The organism is Streptococcus sp. 45, from assembly GCF_900108865.1.
In the GTDB taxonomy this organism is placed as follows: domain Bacteria; phylum Bacillota; class Bacilli; order Lactobacillales; family Streptococcaceae; genus Streptococcus; species Streptococcus ruminicola.
The window spans coordinates 81,578-105,858 of record NZ_FNXZ01000004.1; the positions used below are offsets into that span (position 1 = coordinate 81,578).

Below are 24,281 nucleotides of genomic sequence, written 5' to 3' on the forward strand. Positions count from 1 at the left end.
GCTTTAAAAAATTCTTATCCTATAGATAACGATTTCAAGATGAGGATAGAAAATGACAACGATAAAGGATGTAGCAAAGCTTGCTGGCGTCTCTACGTCAACAGCTTCAAGAGCTTTGCATAACAGTGACATGATTAGTGAAGCAACTAAGGAACGCGTTCGTCGTGCTATGCAAGAATTAGATTATTCACCAAATTATTCTGCGCAAAATTTGGTTAACCGCACGACTAACACCATAGGGATTGTTCTGCCAGTTCGCGAGAGCCAAGACTCTCTTGGTAATAACCCCTTTTTCATGCAGATTATCCAAGGCATCTCAAGCATTTGTAGTGAGTATGATTATATGGTTAGCTTGGCAAGTGGGCGTACAGTAGATGAGCTACGCAAAAATTGTCAGGCACTGATTCGCAGCGGAAATATTAGCAAATTTATCTTTTTGTATTCTCACAAAGATGACCCTGTTTTTGATTTTGTCAAGAAACAGAAAAAAGTTTCTTGTGTAGTTGTCGGGAGTTCTTATGAAAAAATTGCCCCAAAATCTGTCCAATTTGTGGATAATGATAACCATCAGGCAGGGCGAGATGTTGCTGAATTTATGGTGAATAAAGGTTTTGAACATCTTGTCTTTGCCTATACTGACATGAATGAATTGGTGCAGACTGAGCGTTATCAAGGCTGTCGCGACTATCTGGAAGAACATCAAAAAGACAGTCTGTCTCTTCATTTTTCAAGGGTCAAAGAAGATGAGAATATTCTTAAGTTACAGCAGTTTTTAGCTGAACACCCAAAAACGCAAGCTTTTATTGCTTGTGATGACATCATGGCTATCCGTTTGCAACGTTTGCTTAAAAATGGCAAACAAGAAAAGTCTTATGCTGTGATTAGCTTTAATAATTCTTTGATTACAGAAATTGCCAATCCAGCTTTGACATCGGTTGATATTTTTCCTTATCAGCTTGGTGAAAAAGCAGCGCAATTGCTTTTGGAAAAATCTAGAAAAAGCGTAAGCCAGAAAGTCATCATTCCTCATCAAATCATCGAAAGAGAATCAACCTTGCGTTTTTAATTAAAAATGAAAAGAGTAAAGAAAGCTTTTTTTCATTGGGAAAAGGTCTCTTTGCTCTTTTTTGTTTAAAAAAATTTTCTCGAAAACGCTTTACAAAATAAAAATACGTGCTATAATAAAATCATCAAAACAACGCAAACGTTTGCGTAAATTATTCAACTCACAAATCATTTATTTTACAAAAAACAAGTAATATTAGTGACGTTCTTGCTTGATTTGTAAAGCAAATGGTTTCCGAGAAAAAGTTTTAAGGAGTCGTTTCATGAAGAAGGCATTTAAAAAATTGACCAGCTTCGAATTTTGGCAAAAATTCGGTAAATGCTTGATGGTTGTTATTGCCGTTATGCCGGCAGCCGGTTTGATGGTTAGTATTGGTAACTCGCTCCCGCTAATCAATGCTGACTCAGCTGTACTTGCTACTGTTGGTAATGTTATCGCACAAATTGGTTGGGGGATTATCAATAACCTTCACATTTTGTTTGCTCTAGCTATTGGTGGTAGCTGGGCAAAAGAACGTGCTGGTGGTGCATTCGCCGCTGGTATCGCATTTATTCTTATCAACTTGATCACTGGTCACATTTACGGTGTATCACTTGATATGATTGCTGATAGTAAAAGTGTTGTTCACAATGTTCTCGGTGGCAAGATGCTTGTCTCTGACTACTTTGTCAATGTGCTTGGTCAACCAGCGCTTAACATGGGTGTCTTTGTAGGTATTATCTCAGGTTTTGTTGGGGCAACAGCTTACAATAAATACTATAACTACCGCAAATTGCCTGATGTTCTTTCATTCTTCAATGGTAAACGTTTCGTACCATTCGTTGTTATCTATCGTTCAGTTCTTGTTGGTTTGTTTATGGCACTTGTTTGGCCAATCATCCAATCAGGAATTAATGGATTTGGTATGTGGATTGCGTCATCACAAAACTCAGCTCCATTCTTGGCACCATTCTTGTATGGTACTTTGGAACGTTTGCTTCTTCCATTTGGTCTTCACCACATGATTACTATCCCAATGAACTACACTTCACTTGGTGGTACTTATGAAATTATGACTGGTGCTCAAAAAGGTACTGAAGTCTTCGGTCAAGACCCACTTTGGTTGGCTTGGGTAACAGACCTTATCAATCTTAAAGGTTCAAATCCTTCTGCTTACCATGATCTTATGGCAAATGTAACACCAGCCCGCTTTAAAGTTGGACAGATGATTGGTGCAACTGGTACTCTTATGGGACTTAGTCTTGCTATGTACCGTAACGTTGATCCTGATAAGAAGAAAAAATATACTGCTATGTTTATTTCAACAGCAGCAGCTACATTCTTGACAGGTGTTACAGAACCAATCGAATACATGTTTATGTTTGTTGCAATGCCACTTTACGTTGTATACGCAGTTGTTCAAGGGGTGACATTTGCTTTAGCTGATTTAGTTAACCTTCGTCTCCATTCATTTGGTAATATCGAACTTTTGACACGTACACCAATGGCTCTTAAAGCAGGTCTTGGTGGTGACTTAATTAACTTTGTTATTTGCTGTATCTTATCAGGTGTTGTGATGTACTTCATCGCAGACTTCATGATTAAGAAATTTAACTTTGCTACTCCAGGTCGTAACGGTAATTACGACGATATGGATGATGACGCTGCTGCATCAACAACTGGTGCGACAGTATCTGCAAATTCTCAAATCGTTCAAATCATTAATCTCCTTGGTGGACGCGATAACATTGAAGATGTTGATGCTTGTATGACACGACTTCGTGTAACCGTCAAAGATGTCGCACGAGTTGGTGATGAAGAAACTTGGAAAAAAGCAGGTGCTATGGGTCTTATCATCAAAGGCTCAGGTGTTCAAGCTGTTTATGGACCAAAAGCAGATATCTTGAAATCTGATATTCAAGACCTTCTTGATTCAGGTGCTGAAATCCCAACAATCGATTTAGCAGAAGTTAAAGGAAATGATGTAACTAAAGTTTCATATAAAGGCGTGACAGAAGAAGTTCTTTCTGTTGCTGATGGTGAAGTAAAAGCGATCACTGAAGTGAAAGATCCAGTCTTCTCAGCTAAAATGATGGGTGATGGCTTCGCTGTAGAACCTGAAAATGGTAATGTCTACGCACCAGTTTCAGGTATTGTGACAAGCGTCTTCCCTACAAAACATGCCTTTGGATTGTTGACAGATGCTGGCCTTGAAGTTCTTGTTCACATTGGACTTGATACCGTTGCTCTTAACGGTGTGCCATTCTCTGTTAAGGTAACAGAAGGTCAACGTGTTCAAGCAGGTGATCTTTTGGTGGTAGCTGATTTGGCAGCTATCAGTTCAGCGGGACGTGAAACAACAATTATTGTTGCCTTCACAAATACAGCAGAAATTAAAGCAGTCAATTTAACACAAACAGGAAACGTCTCTGCTAAAACCCCTGTTGCAAAAGTAGAACTTTAAGCATATATTACTATTAGTGATATAGAGATTGAGGTTAAAACTAAATAGAAGGGGGTCCGAGGTAGGCATCTCGGACTCTCCTTTAACTTGAAGGGAAGAGATATGGCAAAATTTTTAACACTTAATACGCATTCTTGGTTAGAGGCAAATTCGTTAAAAAAATTATTCGATTTAGCTGAAACGATTTATAGTGAAAATTATGACATTATTTGCCTTCAAGAAATCAACCAAGATATTCGTGGGTTAGTAACTAAAGAAGTTGAAGGGTATGAAAAATTACCTGGAAGTCCTGAATTACACCGTGATAATTACGCTCTTCAATTGGTTAACTATCTTAAAAGCCAAGGAAGACATTATTACTGGTCTTGGGCTTATAACCATATTGGTTATGATAAATATAATGAAGGTGTCGTTATTCTCTCTAAAAATCCAATCAAAGTTCACGACATCTTAGTATCTGAAGTGGATGATGAAACAGATTATCATACGAGACGTGTCTTAGTGGCTGAGACAGAAGTTGATGGCAAGCCAATTACGGTGGTGAGCCTTCATATGTCTTGGTTTGGGAAAGGGTTTGAAAGTGAATGGCAAAAGTTGGAGTCAGCCTTGCTTGACTATCCAAAACCTTTGGTATTGATGGGAGACTTTAATAATCCTACTGACACTGCTGGTTATGATATGATTATGAAGAGCCCACTTCATTTACAAGATAGCCATAAAGTGGCTCAAAACATTCAAGGTGATCATACTATTATTGAAGATATTGATGGCTGGGAAGGCAATAAACAGTCACTCAAAGTTGATCACGTTTTTACAAGTACAGATATCGAGATTCAATCTTCAACCGTTGTCTTTGATGGCGGTGAATCTCCAATCGTCAGTGACCATTTTGGTCTTGCTGTCGAACTTAACTACTAATTAATTCTTACCTCCTAATTATTTGTTTGTTTTTTGTAAAAAAATCGCTCCTGATTTCAGGGGCGATTTTGGGTGTTGTGTGTTATAATGGATCCGCAATAATGGCATTAAAATAATAAACGATTAATTATGGAGATAAAAATGAAAAAATTTAACGTAGAAATCGAAGAAGTGCTTCAAAAAATTGTAGAAATTGAGGCAAGCGATGAAAACGAAGCTTTGAAATTGGTAAGCGAACAGTATAGGAAAGAAAATATTGTCCTAGACGAAAATGATTATAAAGGTCATGAACTTAGGGTTATATCCGAATAGAGAACGATAAAAGAGTGAACATAACATTCACTCTTATTTTTTTGTATTTAATTTTTACTCCACAATTGGGCTTTTTAGGTAAGCATCAACGAGGCGTTCTGTTGCTTGGACAGAGTCGATATGTGTGCGTTCGTATGAGTGACTTGATTCGATACCAGCTCCAAAAAGGGCGTGTTTGACTTCGGCACCAGCGCGAAGAGCTGCAGAGGCATCACTACCATAGTATGGGTAGATGTCTAATTTGTATGGAATCTTATTGTCATTTGCCAATTCAACGAGGTGTTGGCGAAGTTCGAAATTGTAAGGTCCAGAACCATCTTTGACACAGATTGATACGCTGTATTCATCTGTTTGTTGGTCATCTCCCATTGCTCCCATATCGACAGAAAGGTATTCAACGGTTTCTGCTGGAATGCTTGAGTTGGCTCCGTGACCTAATTCTTCAAATGCTGAGAAGTAGAAGTGTGTTGTGTATGGTAAGGTGATATTTTGTGCTTTGTATTCTTTAAGCAATTCAATCAGAATAGCTGCTGATACTTTATCATCAAGGTGACGTGATTTGATGAAACCTGATTCAGTAACGACTACACGTGGGTCAAATGAGATAAAATCACCAACTTCAATACCAAGAGCACGTGTTTCTTTTTCGTTGGTTACTTTCTCGTCAAGACGAACTTCCATGTTAGTTTGGTTGCGTTCAGCAGTACCAGCGTCTTTGTAGACGTGAACTGAAGTTTGGTGCATGAGGATAGTACCGCTAATTTTTTTACCATTTTTAGCAACGTGGATGGTACAATTTTCACCTTCGATAGCGTTGTAGACAAAACCACCGATAAGGTCCATTTTAAGACGACCATCTGGTTTGACAGCACGAACCATGGCACCAAGGGTATCAAGGTGAGCTGTGACCACGCGGTGTTTGCTGTCATCTTTACCAGTGACAGTGACCATAACGCCACCTTTATTTGTGCGGACAGGAGCGTAGCCAAAGCTTTCAAGTTCAGCAATCACGTAATTCATAATGTGACTTGTGTAGCCAGTCGGTGAAGGGATATTTGCAAGTTTTGTAATATAATCAACTGTTGTTTTCATTGCTTCTCCAATACAATCTAGTCATTTATCGGTATTTTCCGATAGTCTAATGCTATTATAACATTTATCAGTAACTTTGTTTCTGCTAAGGGGGAAAGTCATTATGATTGAGCTTGAGTAAAGTTTTGATAATGGTCGATGATAACTTCTGCCAGTCGTTCAATATCTGAGCTTGTGCCGCGGAGTTCAAAGTCCCCAAGCATGGGAAATCCAAAGCGGTTGGCGTATTGTTTGGCTGTTAAGCAGTACTGTTCATTGAAATTGCGGTTGCCTGAGCCGATAATACCAAAACAATGTTTGTAGTTATCGTGAGCAGTGATAAAATCTCCCAGTGGATTGGTTAAAATTTCAACATCACCCGAATCAACGCCATTGCCACCTTCAAGGTAGGTCGGTAGAATTGCCACAAAAGGTGAGGCAACGGGAAAGGTTTCGTGGTTAAGATCTTTGATATTGATGGCTTTACTGGAGAGTTGATAATGGTTCTGAAGATATTCTCCTAAACGTTTCACAAAGCTCTGGACATTGCCACTTAAGCTAATGTAGACGATGGTTAGTGTTTTTTCTGTCATAAGACACCTCATGTGAATAGTGTTTTTAGTCAATTTACCATAATGAAAGGGCAGAGACAAATGATTAGCTTGGAGAAATTAGTTGGATTTTAAATGTGATCTTTTAAAAAGTTTGTTCTTTTGAAATAAAAGACTAGACTTATCAAAATACCTGTGATATACTTTTTGTAAAGATGTTGGGGAGTGAAAACATCTTTAGCTAATATTTATATTCAAAAAGGGAGAATGCCCATGTCAAAAGCATTAATTATTTGTGTTGCTGGAATGTCATCATCACTTATGGCTCAAAAAACAACAGAATTCTTCAAAAATCAAGGTAAAGATATTACTGTTGAAGCGATTAGCTCTAACGAAGGTGAGCGCGTGATTACGGATGCTACTTATGATTTGTATCTTGTTAGCCCGCAAGCAACTATGTACTACAACCAATTTGCGACTGCTGGTGAAAAATCAGGACGACCAGTCGTTAAAGTGCCACCACAAGCTTATGTTCCAATTCCAATGGGAGTTGAAAAAATGGCTAACTTAATTTTAGAAAGCATTTAATGAGGGATTGCAAGATATGACAGAAGAAGAATTACAACTAGCCGCTTTTGAGATTATTTTACACAGTGGAACAGCTAGAACTTACGTTCATGAAGCGTTTGATGCCATGAAAGAAAGTAAATTTGAAGTGGTGGAAGAAAAATTAGCTGCTGCTGATGAAGAATTATTACAGGCTCACCATGCTCAAACAGATTTGTTGCAGAAATATGCAAGCGGTACCGAAATTAAAATTGAAATTATCATGGTACATGCCCAAGATCATTTGATGACAACAATGACTTTGAAAGAAGTTGCTATCGAGATGATGGGAATGTATCAAAGATTTGCACTTAAATAACTGAAATTAGATGAGCGAGTGACAAACTCGCTCTTTTTATCATCATCAAAAAGCTCCCTTCCTTGGTTAGAGGAAGGGAGCTTTTTGTTTGAATTAATAAAAGGATAGAAGTTTTGATTACCGAGGATGGGTGATAATCATAAATATTAATTTTAATTGGAGGATTGAAATATGGGATTAGGAGGGATTAATCGGTAAAACCATTATCGATAGTGACTTGTTTGAACCATTCACCTGATTTTTTAATGGTTTTGATTTGAGTGTGGATGTTATTTGAGATGAATCCGTAGCGGTTACGGTAAGCATTCATCCAAGACCAGCAGTCAATTGGTGTCCAAAGATGGTAACCAAAGCAATTTGAACCTTCTTGGATACCACGGTGAAGGCAAGCAAGGTGTTCTTTGATGAAATCAATGCGGTAGTCGTCTTGGACTTGACCGTTTTCATCCATGAAGCGTTCCTCGCGAGAGACTCCCATACCATTTTCAGAGACGAACCAAGGAATATTATTGTAGTTGTCGCGGATGTTAATGGCGATATCATAAATAGCTTCTGGGTAAATTTCCCAGCCTTTATCAATATTCATGCGACGTCCTGGCATATGGTATTCGTCATAATAACGATTTGGCATCCAAGCACCGACAGAATTTGGTGCGATGTCTGGTGCTTTTACACGATTTGGGTGATAGAAGTTAACACCTAAGAAATCAATGGTATTTTCTTTAAGAATTTGAGCATCTTCAGGTTCTGTTTGCCAGATGACGCCATCTTTTTTGAGAACTTCTTCAAGTTCTTCTGGGAAATGTCCATTGATGGCCGGTTCAAGGAACATTTTGTTATTCCAAAGTTCAGCAAAGTGTGCAGCAGCTTGGTCTTCTTTAGAATCAGAAGCAGCATAAGTTGGTGTTAAGTTTAAAACTGTACCAATGCGACCACCGTCTTTGTCTAAGCCAAGTTCTCTGAATTTAGCGATGGCTTTTGCGGATGCGATATTCAAGTTGTAAGCGACTTGGACAGCTTTTTTACCATCAACTAATTTTGGATAGTGGAATTGATAGAGGTATTCACCGTCGACAACAACCATTGGTTCGTTGTGAGTTGTCCAGTCTTTGACGCGGTCACCGAAAGCCTTGAAAGCTTGTTCAGCAAAGCCTACATAAAGGTCAACCACATGACGTGACTCCCAACCACCATATTTATGATAAAGCTCGACAGGTAAATCAAAATGATGTAGGTTCATAATTGGACGAATGCCATTTTCGATGAAGCAGTCGATAACGTTATTATAGAAGTCTACTGCATCTTGATTAACGGTATTTTTTTCGAGGTCATCGATCAAACGTGTCCATTGAATAGAAGTACGGACACTATTTAAACCGACTTTTTTCATTAGAGCAATATCTTCTTTATAACTATTGTAGAAGTTAGAGGCTGTGTCTGGTCCAACTTGGTTGTAAAAAGCTTCAGGTTCAATTTCATACCAATAATCAAACATATTAGCATGTTTCTTATTGAAACGTCCTTCACTTTGAGGTCCAGATGTCGCAGCTCCCCACCAGAAATTTTCTGGAAAAGTGTAAGTTGCCATAGGATTCTCCTTAATAAGTTTTGGTTTTACAAGTACAATTATACACTTTTAAAATTAAAAGACAATATTTTTATATAAAAAGACTAGACTTTTACAAAAAATAAGTTATAATGATAATGTAAAAACAAATAAATGGAAAGAGGAGTGTTTATGAACAAGTTTCTAGATGCTATCAGTGACAAACTTTTGCCTTTGGCAAACAAGCTCGCTTCAAATCGTTATTTATCGATTTTGCGTGATGCCTTTATGCTTGCCTTCCCCTTGACCATGTTTGGGTCAATTGTCGTGGTTATTTGTAACCTTCCTTTTTTAAACGATGGTACGAAAGCGCTTTTAAACGACCTGCTTGGTAGTGGTCAAAGTGCTACCATGTCGATTATGACAGTCTTCGTTACTTTTGGTATTGGTTATTATCTTTCTAAATCTTACGATGTTGAGGGAATTTTCGGGGGTGCTATTTCATTTGCAAGTTTCCTTATTTTGACACCGTTTTTCACAACAAGTGATGGTGGCGAAAAAGTTTCAAGTGTTTTGAGTCTTGATCGCCTTGGTGCAAAAGGAATGTTTCTTGGGATGATTGTTGCTTTTCTTGCTGCTGAAATTTACAGCCGCACGAGCAAAAAAGGATGGCAAATTAAAATGCCCGACAGTGTACCCCCTGCAGTTGCTAAGTCTTTTGCGGCTTTGATTCCAGCTATTTTGACACTTTCATTCTTTACAGCGATTAATGCTGTTGTGACAGTTGGTTTTAAAACAAATCTTCATGATGTGATTTATAACGTTATTCAAGTTCCGCTTGTTGGTCTTGGAAGTAGTATCTGGGCAACTTTGGTTGCAATCTTCTTTATTCAATTCTTGTGGTTCTTCGGTCTTCATGGGCAAATTCTTGTGAACTCAGTTATGGACCCTGTTTGGAATACATTGATGTTTGAAAACTTGGAAGCTTACAAGGCAGGTGAACACCTTCCTCACATTATCTCAAAACCATTCATGGAAACATTCACTGTTGGTCTTGGTGGTTCAGGGATGACGCTTGCAGTTGTTATTATCATGGCCTTTATCATGAAGAAAAAACAATATCGTGATGTTGGTCGTTTGGCACTTGGTGCTGGTATCTTTAACGTTAATGAGCCAGTAATCTTTGGTTTGCCAATCGTTTTGAATGCTACAATTCTTATTCCATGGGTTATTTCACCAATTATTGTCACAGCCCTTAACTATTTTGTGATGTCAATTGGTCTTGTTCCTGCACCAACTGGGGTCTCAGTTCCTTGGACAGTACCTGTCTTCTTTAGTGGAATGATTGCGACAAACTCACTTGCTGGCGGACTTCTTCAAATTGTGGACTGCTTGATTGTTGGCTGTATTTGGCTACCATTCTTGCATATGCTGGACAAACAACCTGACTCTGCGCTATAATATGACTATAGTTTAAAATTATTAGTCTATACAAGTAGAGTAGGAGCGATCTATGTCAAAATATGAAGAGATTGCAGGGATTATTCGAGCTAGAATTTCAGATGGAACGTATCCGATTGATTCCATGTTGCCGATTCAGTCTGATTTGGCTAAGGAATTTGGCGTCAGTCGAATGACGGTGAAAAAAGCTATTGAGATGTTAACTATCGAAGGCTTGGTCATTTCAAAACAAGGAAATGGCACCAAGGTTTTGAACTCCTCATTTTGGGACAAAGAGGATTCAAAATTTCGATTGAACAACTACAATGGTTTAAGTAACGATTTGAAGGATGACCCTCGACAATTAACGAGTCAAATTATTGAGTTTACGGTTGAATTTCCCGATGCGGAAATTGCTGAGCGCCTTCAAGTGGAAGAATCAACGCCAGTTTATAAGATTATTCGATTACGTCTCTTAGATGGTGAGCCGTATGCGCTTGAGCATACTTACATGGCTTGCGATTTAGTTCCAGGTCTGGATGATAGTATTTTATTAGCATCCGTTTATGATTACCTTTGGAATACTTTGGAACTTAAATTTGCTGGGTCTTATCGTCATATTACGGCTGAAAAGCCTGACCACTATGACAAAGATTACCTTGCTTGCAAGGATGATGACCCGATTTTGCAAGTAGAGCAAGTGGTTTATTTGGAAAATGGTAGACCGATTGAGTATTCACGTACGCGAAATCGTTATGATGTCCGCGGGTATTCATTGCTAGATGTTAAAAATAGTTAAGAGTCGATAGGGTAACGGTTAAGTCTGGAGAAAAGTCTCCAGGCTTAACTGCTGAACGGGGAAATCCCCCGAAAGAAAGGATAAATTATGGCAGAACCATTATTTTTAAAAGCGCAAATGCACGATAAAATTTGGGGTGGAACTAAGCTTCGTGATGAGTTTGGTTACGATATTCCAACAGAAACGACTGGTGAATACTGGGCAATCTCAGCTCATCCAAATGGTGTGTCGATTGTGGATAATGGGACTTATAAAGGACAAGGCTTAGATAAACTTTATCGTGAGCACAAAGAGCTTTTTGGCAATCCAAAATCAGAAGTCTTTCCATTGTTAACTAAAATTTTGGATGCCAACGATTGGCTTAGTGTCCAAGTTCACCCAGATGATGCTTACGCTCTTGAGCATGAAGGTGAGCTTGGTAAAACAGAATGCTGGTATGTCATCGCAGCGGATGAAGATTCTGAGATTATTTACGGTCATAACGCCAAATCCAAAGAAGAACTTGCCAAGATGATTGAAGCAGGTGAATGGGATAATTTGTTGACAAAAGTTCCAGTCAAAGCAGGTGATTTCTTCTACGTACCAAGCGGCACAATGCACGCCATTGGTAAAGGCATTTTGATTTTGGAAACACAGCAATCAAGTGATACAACTTATCGTGTCTACGATTTTGACCGTCGAGATGCTGCAGGGAATCTTCGTGATTTGCACATTGAACAATCTATCGATGTTCTAACTATCGGTGAGCCAGCTAACAGCACCCCTGTGACTATAGGTGTGGATAACTTGACTTCAAGCCTTTTGGTGTCAAATGAATTCTTTGCGGTTTATAAATGGGTGGTGTCTGGTGAGGTTGCTTTTAGTCAAACAGCTCCATATCTTTTGGTTAGTGTTTTGTCTGGTCAAGGTAGCTTAACTGTTGATAACTGTGTTTATAACGTGAAAAAAGGTGACCACTTCATTCTTCCAAATGATGTGAAAACTTGGAAATTTGATGGCGACCTAGAAATCATTGCTAGTCACCCAAATGAAAACTAATTATAAGTAGACATAAATAAAAAATGAATCCGAAATTTTCGGATTCATTTTTAGCTTATTTTTCAACTTCAAGGTCATACAAACGCCCTGCTTTTTCGTAGCGCGTAAAGCGTGCGAGTTTATTATTGTCATCAACGAAGACGACGCGTGGTTTGTGCGTTTTGGCTTCTTCAGGTGTGAAGTCAGCGTATGACATGATGATGACGTGGTCACCGACATTGACGAGTTTTGCTGCGGCACCGTTAAGGCAAATTTCGCCTTTCCCTGGTTCGCCAGCAATGATGTAAGTTTCAAGGCGGCTGCCGGTTTCGACATCAGCAATCTGTACTTTTTCGTATTCCACCATACCAGCTAGTTCAAAAAGTTCTGGGTCGACGGTGATACTACCAACATAATCCACCTCAGCACCCGTTACGACAGCGCGGTGAATTTTTGATTTTAACATTTGAATGTGCACGATTTTTTTCTCCCTTACTCGTAGATGTGATTGTCAATTAAGCGTGTCTTGCCAATGTAAACCGCAATGGCATTGAGGACAGGACGGTCGATTTCGCTAACGGGTTCTAGAGTTTTCCAGTCCACAAATTCGACATAATCAATCTTTGCTAGCGGTTCTTTTTCAATAAAAGCAGTCATAGCTTCTTTTAATTTGCTAGTGTCTTTTTCGCCATCAGAAATCATCTTTTCAGCAAGAGCCAAACTTTGTGAAAGAACAAGAGCAGCTTTTCGTTCGTCAGCTGAAAGGTAAGTATTACGGGAACTTTTAGCAAGTCCGTCAGCCTCACGAACGATTGGGCAACCAACGATTTCAAGGTTGAAATTCAAATCTTCAACCATGTGTTTGATGACAGCCAGTTGTTGCGCATCTTTTTGACCAAAGTAGGCTTTATTTGGTTCCACAATGTTGAAGAGTTTTCCAACGACGGTACAAACTCCACGAAAATGAATTGGGCGTGTTTTCCCGCAAAGTCCCTTCGTCAACGTTGACATGTCAATGAAACTTGAAAAAGTAGGAGAGTACATGTCGCTAGGTTCTGGATTGAAAATCAGGCTAGCGCCTGCGGCTTCACAGAGTTTGGCATCTTGTTCCAAATCACGTGGGTAGCTTTCAAGGTCTTCAGTCGGAGCAAATTGAATTGGATTGACAAAAACGCTGACAACAACGTGGTCATTTTCAGAAACAGCTTTGTCAATCAAACTCTTATGCCCTTCGTGAAGGTAGCCCATTGTGGGAACAAGTCCGATAGTTTTTCCATCTGCTTTCCAAGCTTGAACAGCTTTTCGAACGTCTTCAACGGTGTGAACGATTTTCATGTAATGTCATGCCTCTTTTCTAATTAATAGAGCTTTTCAATAATACTGTCATCAATATGATATTCATTATCAGGTGTTGGGAATTTCTGAGCGTCAACATCTTCGATATAGTTTTTGACAGCGTCGGAGATGAGCTCGCCAATGTTGGCGTAGCGTTTGACGAATTTTGGTGTGAAATCAGAGAATAACCCCAACAAATCAGCGTAAACTAACACTTGCCCATCAGTTTGATTACCAGCGCCAATCCCAATGGTTGGAATATCTAGCTGTTTGGTTACAAGCTGGGCGAGTTTAGCTGGGATAGCTTCAAGAACCACGGCAAAAGCACCAGCTTCTTGAACAGCTTTGGCATCTTCTAGAAGTTGTTTGGCAGCAGCTTCGGTTTTGGCTTGAACTTTGAAACCGCCGAAGGCATTGATGTGTTGTGGGGTTAAACCAAGGTGAGCACAAATTGGAATCCCAGCCTCCACCATTGCCTTGATTTGTGGACAGACACTTTTACCACCTTCTAATTTAACGGCTTGGCAATGAGTCTCCTTCATCAAGCGCCCAGCATTTTCCACAGCTTTTTCAACCGATACTTGATAAGACATAAAAGGCATATCAACGATAACTAGAGCGTTTTTAGCCCCTCTGCAGACTGCTTTGCCATGATGGATCATATCTTCCATGGTTACTGAAATAGTGTCATCATAGCCTAGCATGACGTTGCCAAGAGAATCACCAACAAGAATGCTGTTGATACCAGTGCTATCGATTAACTTTGCTGTTGAATAGTCGTAGGCGGTTAACATGGTTAACTTTTTACCGTCTGCTTTAGCTTTTTGAAAGCTCAATACGGTATTTTTCATGAGAGTCTCCTTTCACCAAAAGCCACAAAAACTTTTAGAATAAAACATGTCTAGCTAACATTATATCAAATATTCAGAAAATTTTAAATTGTAGGTCGAAAATAAGTAGTGAGAAAGCATTGCTATTAACATAAAAGAGCCTGAAGCGTAGTTCAGACTCTGAGTGTGAAATGATTAGTCAAAAATACTGCAAGATTTTGAGGTGTTTTTGATACCATTTGTGTCATTGATAATGGCGTTACCTTGCTCAGTCAATTGTGTACCAGCCCAGTCTTGAACCATATCAAGATAAGCAAGCTCGCTGCTATTTCCTTTCCAAGACCAGCCAAGATACCCAACACCTTTTGCTTGAGAGTAGCTCATGATTGTCTTGTAATCGATTGGACCATTTGTGTGTTTAATACCAAATTCACCGATACATAACGGTGCCCCAACGGCTAATGATGAGTCAATATTGTTTTGTACAGCACCGTAGGCACCAGCGTATTCGTACATATGGATTGAGAAAATAAGGTTGTGTTCTGAATCGGATTGGACGACGCTTTGGCCAGCATCTGCGATTGATTTTGGATATTGCCCCCAGCCAGCGCAGTCAACCATGATGGTATTTTTTATCCCAACGTTACGAAGTTTGGGGATAACTTGTTGATAACCTGCTGCCCAATTTGAGCTATCCCAGGCACCGCCCCATTCATTGGCGATGTTTAAGATGACATGGTCTTCGTTTCCAATTAGAGCATCTTTCATTTCCATCCAATAATTAGCGGCATTTTCCAAATCTTGAATGTTGTCGGAACCAGTAGCATCATGCGCTTCAACAATGGCAATCAAGTGGTTGTCTTTACAAAGCTGCAATAGTTTTTGAATTTCTGCTAGTGAAGTTTTGCTGTATTGTTGCCCATCTCCCATAACGATACGAATACAGTTTGCCCCAGTTCTTGCAATAGCAGGAATGGCAGTGTCCTCCTGCCCTTTATACCAAGCATAAGGGTAGTTAATACCACGCATGATAAATGGATTGCCTTTGGCATCATAGAGTGTTGTTCCATTTGTGTAAAAGCCACTAGTTGTGACTACCGGATTAGGGTTGGGATGATCTTCACCTACTTTGGTAAATTCCCATTTTTGATTGGTTCCATTAGTATCAGACCATTGTTGGACGTTAGCCCCTGCATTAGTTGCGCCACGAGCGACGTCGAGTACTTTTCCGCTAACAGCAGAGACTAACTTGTAAGAACCGTCGCCGTTATCAACAATTTTCCACTTTTGACAAGTCCCGTTAGTATCGTCCCATTGCTGCACATTAGCGCCATCATATGTTGCAGCAGAAGCAACATCGAGTACTTTTCCACTATTTACAGATACCAATTTATAATAGCCGTCGCCAGTATCAAGGACTGTCCATTTTTGATTAGTCCCGTCAGTGTCGTCCCACTGTTGGACGTTAGCGCCCGCATTAGTTGCACCACGAGCGACATCAAGAACTTTCCCACTGTGCTTTGCTGTGATTTTGTAAGTATTTCCTGAAATAATCGCATCAGCTTTTACCTCATGAGCTGCTACAATACCAGAAAGTAATGTTAGTGCCGTTAAAGATCCAATGAGTGTTTTTTTCATTAGTTTTCTCCCCCTAAAAAGTTTTAGGCCCTTATGTTTTGAATATAACTTTTTTCCGCGGTAAATAAAGCAATTGTATACAAATAATCAAAAAAAGTTTCAGGAAGCGCATCCAAAAAAAGTATAACATAATTCTTTATAAAAGTATATACTTTTATAAAATAAAATGATAAAATGAAGCTGTCAAAAGAAGGAGGAGGTGAATAGCTTATTAATTGACAAATTTATTATCCGATAATTAAAGAATTTTATTAGTTAACCATAAAAATCAGAGCAACTTTTAAAATCTCCTGGGCTGTTTTGGTTTTTTATGGTTACATTTTATGGGAAAAAGTATCATTTACAACAAATTATCAATTAACATTTGGAACTTTAGCTCTTCTAGTTTAAAATATAGATAATAATATGCATTAGTTTATATATTAGATTTAGAGGAGAAGCAATGGAAAAATATAACCTTATTGCAAATGATGTGCGTAAGAAAATTTTAGAAGGTGTTTATCAACCGAATGAACAGCTGCCTTTTGAAAAAGATTTTTGTCGCACGTACAAGGTTAGTAAGATGACGGTCAAAAAAGCCTTAGATATTCTCGTTACAGAAGGTTTGATTTACAAACGTCGTGGAGCAGGGACTTTTGTCATGGACCTGTCAGTTGAAAAAATGGAGAAAATGTTGATGGATATCCAAATGATGGGGACAACAGCATTTTATCCAGATAAAAAAATTACAAGTCGCGTGATTGATTTTACGGTTGTGAAAGCAGACGCGGAAATTGCAGAAAAACTAAAAATTAAGGAAACAAGCTTTGTTTATAAAATTCATCGTGTCCGCTTAGTTGATGATAAACCAACGGTTATCGAAGAAACTTATATGCCAATCGATTTGATTACAGGTTTGAAAATTGAGCATGTGGAAAATTCGATTTACGATTACATTGAAAATGACCTTGGTTTAAAAATTCAATCAGGCCACCGTACTATTACTGTTCGTCGTGCGACGGATGAGGAAGCTGATTACTTGTCACTTGAAAAAGGTGACCCAGTAGCAGTAGCTGTTCAAACGGGGTATTTAACAAATGGTGCTGCGTTTGAATACTCAATTAGTACACATCGTTATGATGAATTTTCATTGGAGATTGTTTTAACACACCACTAGCGGTGATTTTTGCTAGGTAGAAATGGAGAAGAAAATGAATTTAGTCGTGTTTGATATTGGTGGAACTTCTGTGAAATATGGTCGCTACCAAGACAGTGCCATTGATAAAAAAGGTTCCTTTCCAACTCCCAAAACATGGGAAGAAATGAAAGAAAACTTGCATCGTGTCTTCACAGAATTAGCGGATGCTGATACCAAAGGAGTTGCTATCTCTAGCCCTGGTGCTGTGGATACTGAAGAAGGTGTGATTAAAGGCTTTAGTGCTATCCCATACATTCATCATTTCAAGATTATTGATGAATTGGAAGCAATGTTTGGCCTACCTGTGACCATCGAAAATGATGCTAACTGTGCTGGCCTTGCTGAAAGTCAATTTGGTATCGGAAAAGACAGCAAAAAATCAATTTACTTCATCCTTGGAACAGGTATCGGTGGTGCGGTTTGCCTTGATGGTAAATTGTACAAAGGAAGTAGCCTTTACGGTGGTGAATTTGGTTTCATGATTATCAAAGACGGTATTACGCTTAGTAATTTAGCTAGTCCCGTTGCTGTGGCTAAAAAATACGCTAAGGAACATGGCTTGACTGATTTTACAGGCAAAGATTTATTTGATTTGGCAGATGCTGGCAATAGCGATGCTAAGGCTGCTTTGTCAGAAATGTATGATGTTATTGCTATCGGCATTTTCAACTGCCTTGTCAGCATTAACCCTGATTTGGTTGGTATTGGTGGCGGTATTTCTGCGCGTGAAGATTTGGTGCCAGAACTTGAAAAACGTCTGCAAAAATTGGTCGAAAAAACCGATGCTCACGGATTAGAATACCAAGTAAAAACTTGCCAATTCCGAAACGATGCCAATCTTTTAGGAGCCGTTTCTAATTTCTTAAATAGCAAATAATAGTTTAAGGCTTGATAAATTTTCAAGCCTCTTTTTTATTTAGTAAACAAAGTCTTTAAAATGGATAAGGCATTGGTATTTTGGGGCGTTTAGTGTTAAAATAATATACAATATAAATCTGTATGCAAAGAAGAGGTCCTTATGGCAAAAATTGTGAATTTGACGGGTGAAGAGGTCGTTGCCCTAACGGCCCAATATATGAGCGAATCTGATGTAGCGATTGTTCAAAAAGCATTGGATTACGCGACAAAAGCACATATCTCACAAGTTAGGCAATCAGGCGAGCCTTATATCATCCATCCTATCCAAGTTGCAGGTATTTTAGCAGATCTTCATCTTGATGTGGTGACAGTGGCTTGTGGTTTTTTGCATGACGTTGTTGAAGATACCGAGATTACTTTAGATGAAATCGAAGCCGAATTTGGTAAAGATGTGCGTATCATCGTGGATGGCGTGACAAAACTTGGTAAAGTTGAGTACAAATCACACGAAGAGCAATTGGCTGAAAATCACCGTAAGATGCTTATGGCCATGTCTAAAGATATCCGTGTCATTTTGGTAAAACTTGCTGACCGTCTTCATAATATGCGCACTTTGAAGCATCTTCGTAAGGACAAACAAGCGCGTATTTCACGTGAAACCATGGAAATCTATGCTCCCCTTGCTCATCGTTTGGGGATTAGCCGCATCAAGTGGGAATTGGAAGATTTGTCATTCCGTTACCTTAATGAAATTGAGTTCTACAAGATTTCTCACATGATGAACGAAAAACGTCGTGAACGTGAAGCCTTGGTTGATGAAATCGTCAAGAAAATCAAAGACTACACTGAAGAACAAGGGCTTTACGGAGACGTTTACGGTCGTCCAAAACACATTTATTCTATTTATCGCAAAATGCGTGATAAAAAGAAACGTTTCGACCAAATCTATGATTTGATTGCCATTCGTTGTATCATGGAAACACCTAGCGATGTTTACGCTATGGTTGGTTACATTCATGAATTGTGGCGTCCAATGCCAGGGCGTTTCAAAGATTATATTGCTGCGCCTAAAGCCAATGGTTACCAATCTATCCACACGACTGTTTACGGACCAAAAGGACCAATCGAAATTCAAATCCGTACCAAAGAAATGCACCAAGTCGCTGAATACGGGGTTGCTGCTCACTGGGCTTACAAAAAAGGGATTAAAGGCAAGGTTGACAGTCAAGAACAAGCTGTCGGCATGAGCTGGATTAAAGAATTGGTTGAATTGCAAGACGCGTCAAACGGTGATGCAGTAGACTTTGTCGATTCAGTTAAACAAGATATTTTCTCAGAACGTATCTATGTCTTCACCCCAACAGGTGCCGTTCAAGAATTGCCAAAAGACTCTGGGCCAATTGATTTTGCTTACGCCATTCACACACAAGTTGGTGAAAAGGCCGTTGGTGCTAAGGTTAATGGTCGTATGGTGCCTTTAACTGCTAAACTTAAAACAGGCGATGTGGTTGAAATTGTAACCAATCCAAATTCATTTGGACCAAGTCGCGACTGGATTAAAATTGTTAAGACAAACAAAGCCCGCAACCGCATCCGCCAATTCTTGAAGAATCAAGATAAGGAATTGTCAGTCAACAAGGGTCGTGAGCTTTTGGTAGATTATTTCCAAGACCAAGGCTATGTGGCTAACAAATACTTGGATAAAAAACACCTTGAAGCCATTTTGCCACGTTTCAGTGTTCGTAGCGAAGAAGCTCTTTATGCGGCTGTTGGTTTCGGTGAAATTAGTGCGGCAGCTGTTTTCAATCGTTTAACAGAAAAAGAACGCCGCGAAGAAGAACGCGCTAAAGCGAAAGCAGAAGCAGATGAACTCATGAATGGTGGCGAAATCAAGACAGAAAATAAAGAAGTCTTGAAAGTCCGCAGCGAAAATGGCGTTATCATCCAAGGTGCTTCAGGTCTTTTGATGCGTATCGCCAAATGTTGTAACCCAGTCCCAGGTGACCCAATTGAAGGTTATATTACCAAAGGACGTGGAGTTGCCATTCACCGTGCGGATTGCCACAATATTAAGAGCCAAGAAGGCTATGAGCAACGTCTTATCGAGGTCGAATGGGATGATGCTACTAGCGCTAATAATGATTACATCGCTGAAATTGATATTTATGGTCTTAACCGTTCAGGGCTTCTAAATGATGTTCTTCAAGTCCTTTCAAACGTTACTAAGAACATTTCAACCGTCAATGCCCAACCAAGTAAGGATATGAAATTTGCGAATATTCACGTTAGCTTCACAATTCCAAACTTGACGGAATTGACTGCTGTTGTCGATAAAATTAAAATCATTCCAGACGTTTATTCTGTCAAACGTACAAATGGATAACTAAAATGAGCTGTAAAATGTAAGTAAACTTTCGCATCATTTAAAATTACTATTATTACAGTTTTGTCTTATGGTTATTTGTGAGCTTTGCTCTTGTCCAAAGGATGCTTTCTGCCGTGGTGGAAGTGGCTGTAGTATTAATAATTCAGCCATCGGGAAGTTTTGAGACATTAGGCTCAAAACTTAGGCATGGAATTCCGAAGGAAGTCGCTGCCGACCGCACCACCTAAGGAAAGCATCGAAAAAGAATTTTTCTTTAAAAAATGAGCTGTACAATCAGCTCATTTTTTGTTTGAAAGAGTATGTGGTAAGTGCTTTTTTTATTTTTCTGAAAATGTTAAAATGGCAGTAATGAAAGCGAATTTATTTTCAGAAAGGAATAGATATGAAAGTAGTCATTCAACGTGTTAAAGAGGCACAAGTTGTAATTGATGATGAACTGGTTGGAGATATCAATCAAGGTTTATTGTTGTTAGTTGGAGTAGGACCAGATGATGAGCAAGAAGACCTTGATTACGCTGTTCGTAAAATCACTAATATGCGCATCTTTTCAGATGACATGGGCAAGATGAATTTATCTGTCCAAGATATTAAAGGAAGTATCTTATCAGTGTCTCAATTTACTTTGTTTGCGGATACCAAAAAAGGCAATCGTCCGGCATTTACAGGTGCCGCAAAACCTGATAAAGCTGAAAAAATGTACCTCGACTTTAATGAAGCCCTTGCCCAATTCGTTCCTGTTGAAACAGGCGTTTTTGGTGCAGATATGCAAGTTAGCCTAGTTAATGACGGTCCTGTTACCATTATTTTAGATACGAAATCACGTTAAGTTGAGTTAAGAAGGGACGGAGGTGGAAGATGTCATTAGAGCGATTGTTTCCAGAAGCTGTTGAAGCTGGCAAGGTTGAGCATGCAGAAGATTGGGTAGCTGTTGAGGAAAATGGGCAAACGTATTACCTTCCTCTAGCAAATCTGAGTGAGCGTGAAAAAGCATTACTGGCTTTGCAAAATGACGGTATTTTAGAAGACAAGGTGACTGAGAATCCTTGGTACCGTTATTTGATTCAAGATGATTTGAGTGTGGCAAAAGATTATAAAGCCTTGCAAATCATTTACATCGATCACAAGGAAGCCTTGCCAGAAGAACTGTGTGATTTTTTTGTGACCTTGTTACCCAATTTACTTGCGACGGTGGTCATTTCAAAGACTAGAACATTACTCATTCTTGATCAAGAAGAGATGATTGAAGCAGAAGATTTAATCGATGATGTGCTGCCGACTTTGGAAAGTGACTTTGGTATCAAGTTAACCATTTTCTTTGGCAATGTCTGGTGTAAATTTCAAGCAGATGATTTGCCAGCTTTTTACCGTGAAGAAAGTCGCTTGTTTGCCAATATGAGACATTTCCGTGGTAATGAACGAACAGTCAGTTTTTCACAAATGTTGCTGCTAGCTTATGCGCACCAGCTTGATTTGCCAGCTATTAAACATAAAATGTTACAGGCTATTGATGATAGTAAAGACATCAGACCGATTATCATGACCATGTGGCAAGAACAGGGCAATCTTGCCAAAACAGCACAAAATCTTTATATTCACCGTAATTCCTTGCATTATAAAATCGAGAAATTTCGCCTCCTGTCAGGTTTGAATTTGAAAAATCTTAATGATTTGGCATTTTCGTATCTTTTAATTATGGAAAATTAGTTTTTGGGCACATTGCACAAAAAATCTTGTGACTCCTGTCTATATCATGTAAGCGTTATCTTTGCTATAATAAAGCCACATAGATCAAAGGAGTTAAAAAATGGTAGAACTTAATCTTAATCATATTTACAAAAAATACCCAAATGCAAGCCACTATGCTGTTGAAGATTTCGATCTTGACATTAAAGATAAAGAATTTATCGTTTTCGTAGGACCTTCAGGTTGTGGTAAATCTACAACGCTTCGTATGGTTGCTGGTCTTGAAGATATCACAGAAGGTGAACTTAAAATTGATGGCGAAGTCGTTAATGATAAAGCACCAAAAGACCGTGATATTGCCATGGTTTTCCAAAACTACGCTCTTTACCCACACATGACTGTTTACGATAACATGGCATTTGGGCTAAAACTTAGAAAATATAAAAAAGATGAAATTGACAAACGTGTTCGCGAAGCCGCACAAATTCTTGGCTTGACAGAATTCCTTGAACGCAAACCTGCTGACCTTTCAGGTGGTCAACGTCAACGTGTTGCCATGGGTCGTGCTATCGTGCGTGATGCCAAAGTATTCTTGATGGACGAACCTTTGTCAAACTTGGATGCCAAACTTCGTGTGTCAATGCGTGCTGAAATCGCAAAAATTCACCGTCGTATTGGTTCAACAACAATCTACGTTACTCACGACCAAACAGAAGCCATGACACTTGCTGACCGTATTGTTATCATGAGTTCTACTAAAAACCCTGACGGTTCAGGAACAATCGGTCGCGTTGAACAAATTGGTACACCACAAGAACTTTACAACCGTCCAGCTAACAAATTCGTTGCTGGTTTCATCGGAAGTCCAGCCATGAACTTCTTTGAAGGAACAGTTAAAGACAATACTTTGGTTAGTGACTCAGGTTTCACAATTACTTTGCCAGAAGGTCAAAAGAAATTGCTTGAAACAAAAGGTTACAATGGTAAAAAAGTTATCTTCGGTATTCGTCCAGAAGATATCTCAAACAACCCACTAGCTCGTGAAACATACCCAGGAGCAACTCTTGAAGCTGAAGTTACTGTTTCTGAATTACTCGGTGCTGAAACAATGCTTTACGTTAAAGTAGGTAACACTGAACTTGTTGCTCGTGCGGATGCGCGTGATGTTTACCAACCAGGTTCAAAAGTGGAATTGACATTGAATGTTGCCAAAGGTCACTTCTTTGACCCAGAAACGGAGGCAGCTATTCGCTAATTTAACGCTATCCAAAACAGAACTCTTCTAGAATACAACCCAAAAAGCCTTACGTCTAACGACGTAGGGCTTTTTTGGGTTTTCATCATAAAATAAAGTTACTTACCAGATGATAAGTAACTTTTTCATTGTCTAAATTTATTCGTCGGCAACCATAATATCAGTTAATTGACCAAATTTTTCTTTGGCATCTTCAGAAATACCTGAATCAGTGACCAGGTGATCGATTTTGCTGACATTGTAGAAATCATAAAAATCGTATTTATCGAATTTTTCATGATCGACGAGAAGGAATTTTTCAAAGGCATTATCAAGGGCAATGCGTTGAATTTCTCCTTCGCTTTCGCTGTAAGTAGCTACAGAATCCCCAAAGACACCGTTAGCACTAACAAAGGCTTTTGAGAACTTGAGATTTTGCAAGTAGTTAGCAGTCAGTGAGCCAACAAAGGCACCTGTGATATCACGGTATTCACCGCCGGTTAAGATTAAATCGGTGCTTTTATTTTGATTTAAAATGGTGAATACTGGCAAACTATTTGTCACGACACGGATGTTTTTGGCAACAAGTTCGTGAGCAAAATGTTCCAGCGTTGTTCCGGGACCGATAAAGACTGTTTCGCCTTCTTGAATGAGTGTGCTGGCGAACTTAGCAATGGCACGCTTTTCTTCGATTTGTAGTTCTTGTTTTTCAGTGTTTGATTTTTCGTATTTTGGTTTTACTTTTGGTGTATCAATACTTTGTGCGCCACCATGGATACGAATCAATAAGCCTTCTTTGTCTAGCTCGTCAAGGTCACGACGAACTGTCATGTCAGAAACACCAAGTTCTTTAATGATGTCATTTACTGTAATAACACCTTTGACGTTGATTTTTTCAAGAATCCACTGGAGGCGTTCTTTTTTCAGCATGTCAATCTCCTTTCTTTTCTTTATTCCTTGTCACTATCATATCACAAAGAGACTGGTAACTCAACAAATAAGAAAAAAAAGAAACATTTTGAAACAGTTTTGTAACAATCATGAAAAGTACC

23 protein-coding genes are annotated in these 24,281 nt (G+C 39.0%); 15 read left to right on the forward strand and 8 right to left on the reverse strand.

All coding sequences use genetic code 11. The annotated features are described in order from the left end of the window. The first annotated feature begins 52 nt into the window (after positions 1-52). From BMX18_RS07480 to BMX18_RS07495, 4 genes are all read left to right on the forward strand, one after another. Positions 53-1,066, forward strand: a complete 1,014-nt coding sequence (locus tag BMX18_RS07480) for a LacI family DNA-binding transcriptional regulator (RefSeq protein ID WP_093815900.1) — start codon at positions 53-55, stop codon at positions 1,064-1,066. Positions 1,067-1,328: 262 nt separating this feature from the next. Further along, entirely contained in the window at positions 1,329-3,509 is a 2,181-nt protein-coding gene (locus BMX18_RS07485) for a PTS transporter subunit IIBC (RefSeq protein WP_093815902.1), read from the forward strand. A 102-nt stretch (positions 3,510-3,611) separates the two neighbouring features. After that, on the forward strand, positions 3,612-4,427 hold the full coding sequence (locus tag BMX18_RS07490; RefSeq protein WP_159427432.1) for an endonuclease/exonuclease/phosphatase family protein: 816 nt from the start codon (positions 3,612-3,614) through the stop codon (positions 4,425-4,427). Positions 4,428-4,568: 141 nt separating this feature from the next. Continuing rightward, positions 4,569-4,739: a DpnD/PcfM family protein gene (locus tag BMX18_RS07495; RefSeq protein ID WP_074482899.1), complete on the forward strand. Its 171-nt coding sequence runs from the start codon at positions 4,569-4,571 to the stop codon at positions 4,737-4,739. 54 nt (positions 4,740-4,793) lie between these two features. Here BMX18_RS07495 and BMX18_RS07500 read toward each other — a convergent pair whose 3' ends face one another. Further along, entirely contained in the window at positions 4,794-5,831 is a 1,038-nt protein-coding gene (locus tag BMX18_RS07500; protein WP_093815904.1) for a M42 family metallopeptidase, read from the reverse strand. A gap of 101 nt (positions 5,832-5,932) precedes the next feature. Beyond that, positions 5,933-6,415 (reverse strand): class Ib ribonucleoside-diphosphate reductase assembly flavoprotein NrdI, encoded by a 483-nt coding sequence (gene nrdI, locus BMX18_RS07505; RefSeq protein ID WP_093815906.1) that lies wholly within the window; start codon positions 6,413-6,415, stop codon positions 5,933-5,935. 219 nt (positions 6,416-6,634) lie between these two features. On the opposite strand from nrdI, the gene BMX18_RS07510 reads away from it, so the two are divergent. Then, complete coding sequence (locus tag BMX18_RS07510) at positions 6,635-6,949, forward strand: PTS cellobiose transporter subunit IIB (protein WP_074561193.1); 315 nt, start codon at positions 6,635-6,637, stop codon at positions 6,947-6,949. 16 nt (positions 6,950-6,965) lie between these two features. Further along, positions 6,966-7,286 (forward strand): PTS cellobiose transporter subunit IIA, encoded by a 321-nt coding sequence (locus BMX18_RS07515; RefSeq protein ID WP_014334244.1) that lies wholly within the window; start codon positions 6,966-6,968, stop codon positions 7,284-7,286. Between the two features lie 187 nt (positions 7,287-7,473). Here the strand turns inward: BMX18_RS07515 and BMX18_RS07520 are convergent, their stop codons facing one another. After that, complete coding sequence (locus tag BMX18_RS07520) at positions 7,474-8,874, reverse strand: glycoside hydrolase family 1 protein (protein WP_074603457.1); 1,401 nt, start codon at positions 8,872-8,874, stop codon at positions 7,474-7,476. 150 nt (positions 8,875-9,024) lie between these two features. Here BMX18_RS07520 and celB point away from each other — a divergent pair, with 150 nt between their 5' ends. The 3 genes from celB to manA all read left to right on the forward strand — a co-directional run bounded on the left by celB (position 9,025) and on the right by manA (position 12,109). Next, complete coding sequence (gene celB / locus BMX18_RS07525; RefSeq protein WP_093815908.1) at positions 9,025-10,293, forward strand: PTS cellobiose transporter subunit IIC; 1,269 nt, start codon at positions 9,025-9,027, stop codon at positions 10,291-10,293. A 52-nt stretch (positions 10,294-10,345) separates the two neighbouring features. Further along, positions 10,346-11,071, forward strand: a complete 726-nt coding sequence (locus tag BMX18_RS07530) for a GntR family transcriptional regulator (RefSeq protein WP_093815910.1) — start codon at positions 10,346-10,348, stop codon at positions 11,069-11,071. An 87-nt stretch (positions 11,072-11,158) separates the two neighbouring features. After that, positions 11,159-12,109: a mannose-6-phosphate isomerase, class I gene (gene manA / locus BMX18_RS07535; protein WP_093815912.1), complete on the forward strand. Its 951-nt coding sequence runs from the start codon at positions 11,159-11,161 to the stop codon at positions 12,107-12,109. A gap of 55 nt (positions 12,110-12,164) precedes the next feature. Here manA and panD read toward each other — a convergent pair whose 3' ends face one another. From panD to BMX18_RS07555, 4 genes are all read right to left on the reverse strand, one after another. Beyond that, on the reverse strand, positions 12,165-12,566 hold the full coding sequence (gene panD, locus BMX18_RS07540; RefSeq protein ID WP_074561198.1) for an aspartate 1-decarboxylase: 402 nt from the start codon (positions 12,564-12,566) through the stop codon (positions 12,165-12,167). A gap of 14 nt (positions 12,567-12,580) precedes the next feature. Continuing rightward, entirely contained in the window at positions 12,581-13,423 is an 843-nt protein-coding gene (gene panC, locus BMX18_RS07545; protein WP_074561199.1) for a pantoate--beta-alanine ligase, read from the reverse strand. 23 nt (positions 13,424-13,446) lie between these two features. Beyond that, entirely contained in the window at positions 13,447-14,274 is an 828-nt protein-coding gene (gene panB, locus BMX18_RS07550; RefSeq protein ID WP_093815914.1) for a 3-methyl-2-oxobutanoate hydroxymethyltransferase, read from the reverse strand. Between the two features lie 174 nt (positions 14,275-14,448). Next, positions 14,449-15,891 (reverse strand): RICIN domain-containing protein, encoded by a 1,443-nt coding sequence (locus BMX18_RS07555; protein ID WP_093815916.1) that lies wholly within the window; start codon positions 15,889-15,891, stop codon positions 14,449-14,451. Positions 15,892-16,333: 442 nt separating this feature from the next. On the opposite strand from BMX18_RS07555, the gene BMX18_RS07560 reads away from it, so the two are divergent. The 6 genes from BMX18_RS07560 to BMX18_RS07585 all read left to right on the forward strand — a co-directional run bounded on the left by BMX18_RS07560 (position 16,334) and on the right by BMX18_RS07585 (position 23,250). Then, the gene (locus tag BMX18_RS07560) at positions 16,334-17,047 is read left to right on the forward strand and encodes a GntR family transcriptional regulator (RefSeq protein ID WP_074561202.1); all 714 of its coding nucleotides are present in this window, start codon (positions 16,334-16,336) and stop codon (positions 17,045-17,047) included. A gap of 34 nt (positions 17,048-17,081) precedes the next feature. Beyond that, complete coding sequence (locus tag BMX18_RS07565; RefSeq protein WP_074561203.1) at positions 17,082-17,945, forward strand: ROK family protein; 864 nt, start codon at positions 17,082-17,084, stop codon at positions 17,943-17,945. Between the two features lie 141 nt (positions 17,946-18,086). Beyond that, positions 18,087-20,309 (forward strand): RelA/SpoT family protein, encoded by a 2,223-nt coding sequence (locus BMX18_RS07570; RefSeq protein ID WP_039697485.1) that lies wholly within the window; start codon positions 18,087-18,089, stop codon positions 20,307-20,309. 385 nt (positions 20,310-20,694) lie between these two features. Further along, a complete protein-coding gene (gene dtd, locus BMX18_RS07575) occupies positions 20,695-21,138 on the forward strand; it encodes a D-aminoacyl-tRNA deacylase (protein WP_074561204.1) in 444 nt (147 codons plus the stop codon). A gap of 29 nt (positions 21,139-21,167) precedes the next feature. Beyond that, positions 21,168-22,016 carry a helix-turn-helix domain-containing protein gene (locus BMX18_RS07580; protein ID WP_093815918.1) on the forward strand — a complete coding sequence of 283 codons (849 nt, stop codon included), beginning with the start codon at positions 21,168-21,170 and terminating at the stop codon, positions 22,014-22,016. A 100-nt stretch (positions 22,017-22,116) separates the two neighbouring features. Further along, positions 22,117-23,250, forward strand: a complete 1,134-nt coding sequence (locus BMX18_RS07585; protein WP_074482989.1) for an ABC transporter ATP-binding protein — start codon at positions 22,117-22,119, stop codon at positions 23,248-23,250. A gap of 138 nt (positions 23,251-23,388) precedes the next feature. Here the strand turns inward: BMX18_RS07585 and BMX18_RS07590 are convergent, their stop codons facing one another. Then, positions 23,389-24,159 (reverse strand): DeoR/GlpR family DNA-binding transcription regulator, encoded by a 771-nt coding sequence (locus tag BMX18_RS07590; RefSeq protein WP_039697489.1) that lies wholly within the window; start codon positions 24,157-24,159, stop codon positions 23,389-23,391. Between the last annotated feature and the right edge of the window lie 122 nt (positions 24,160-24,281).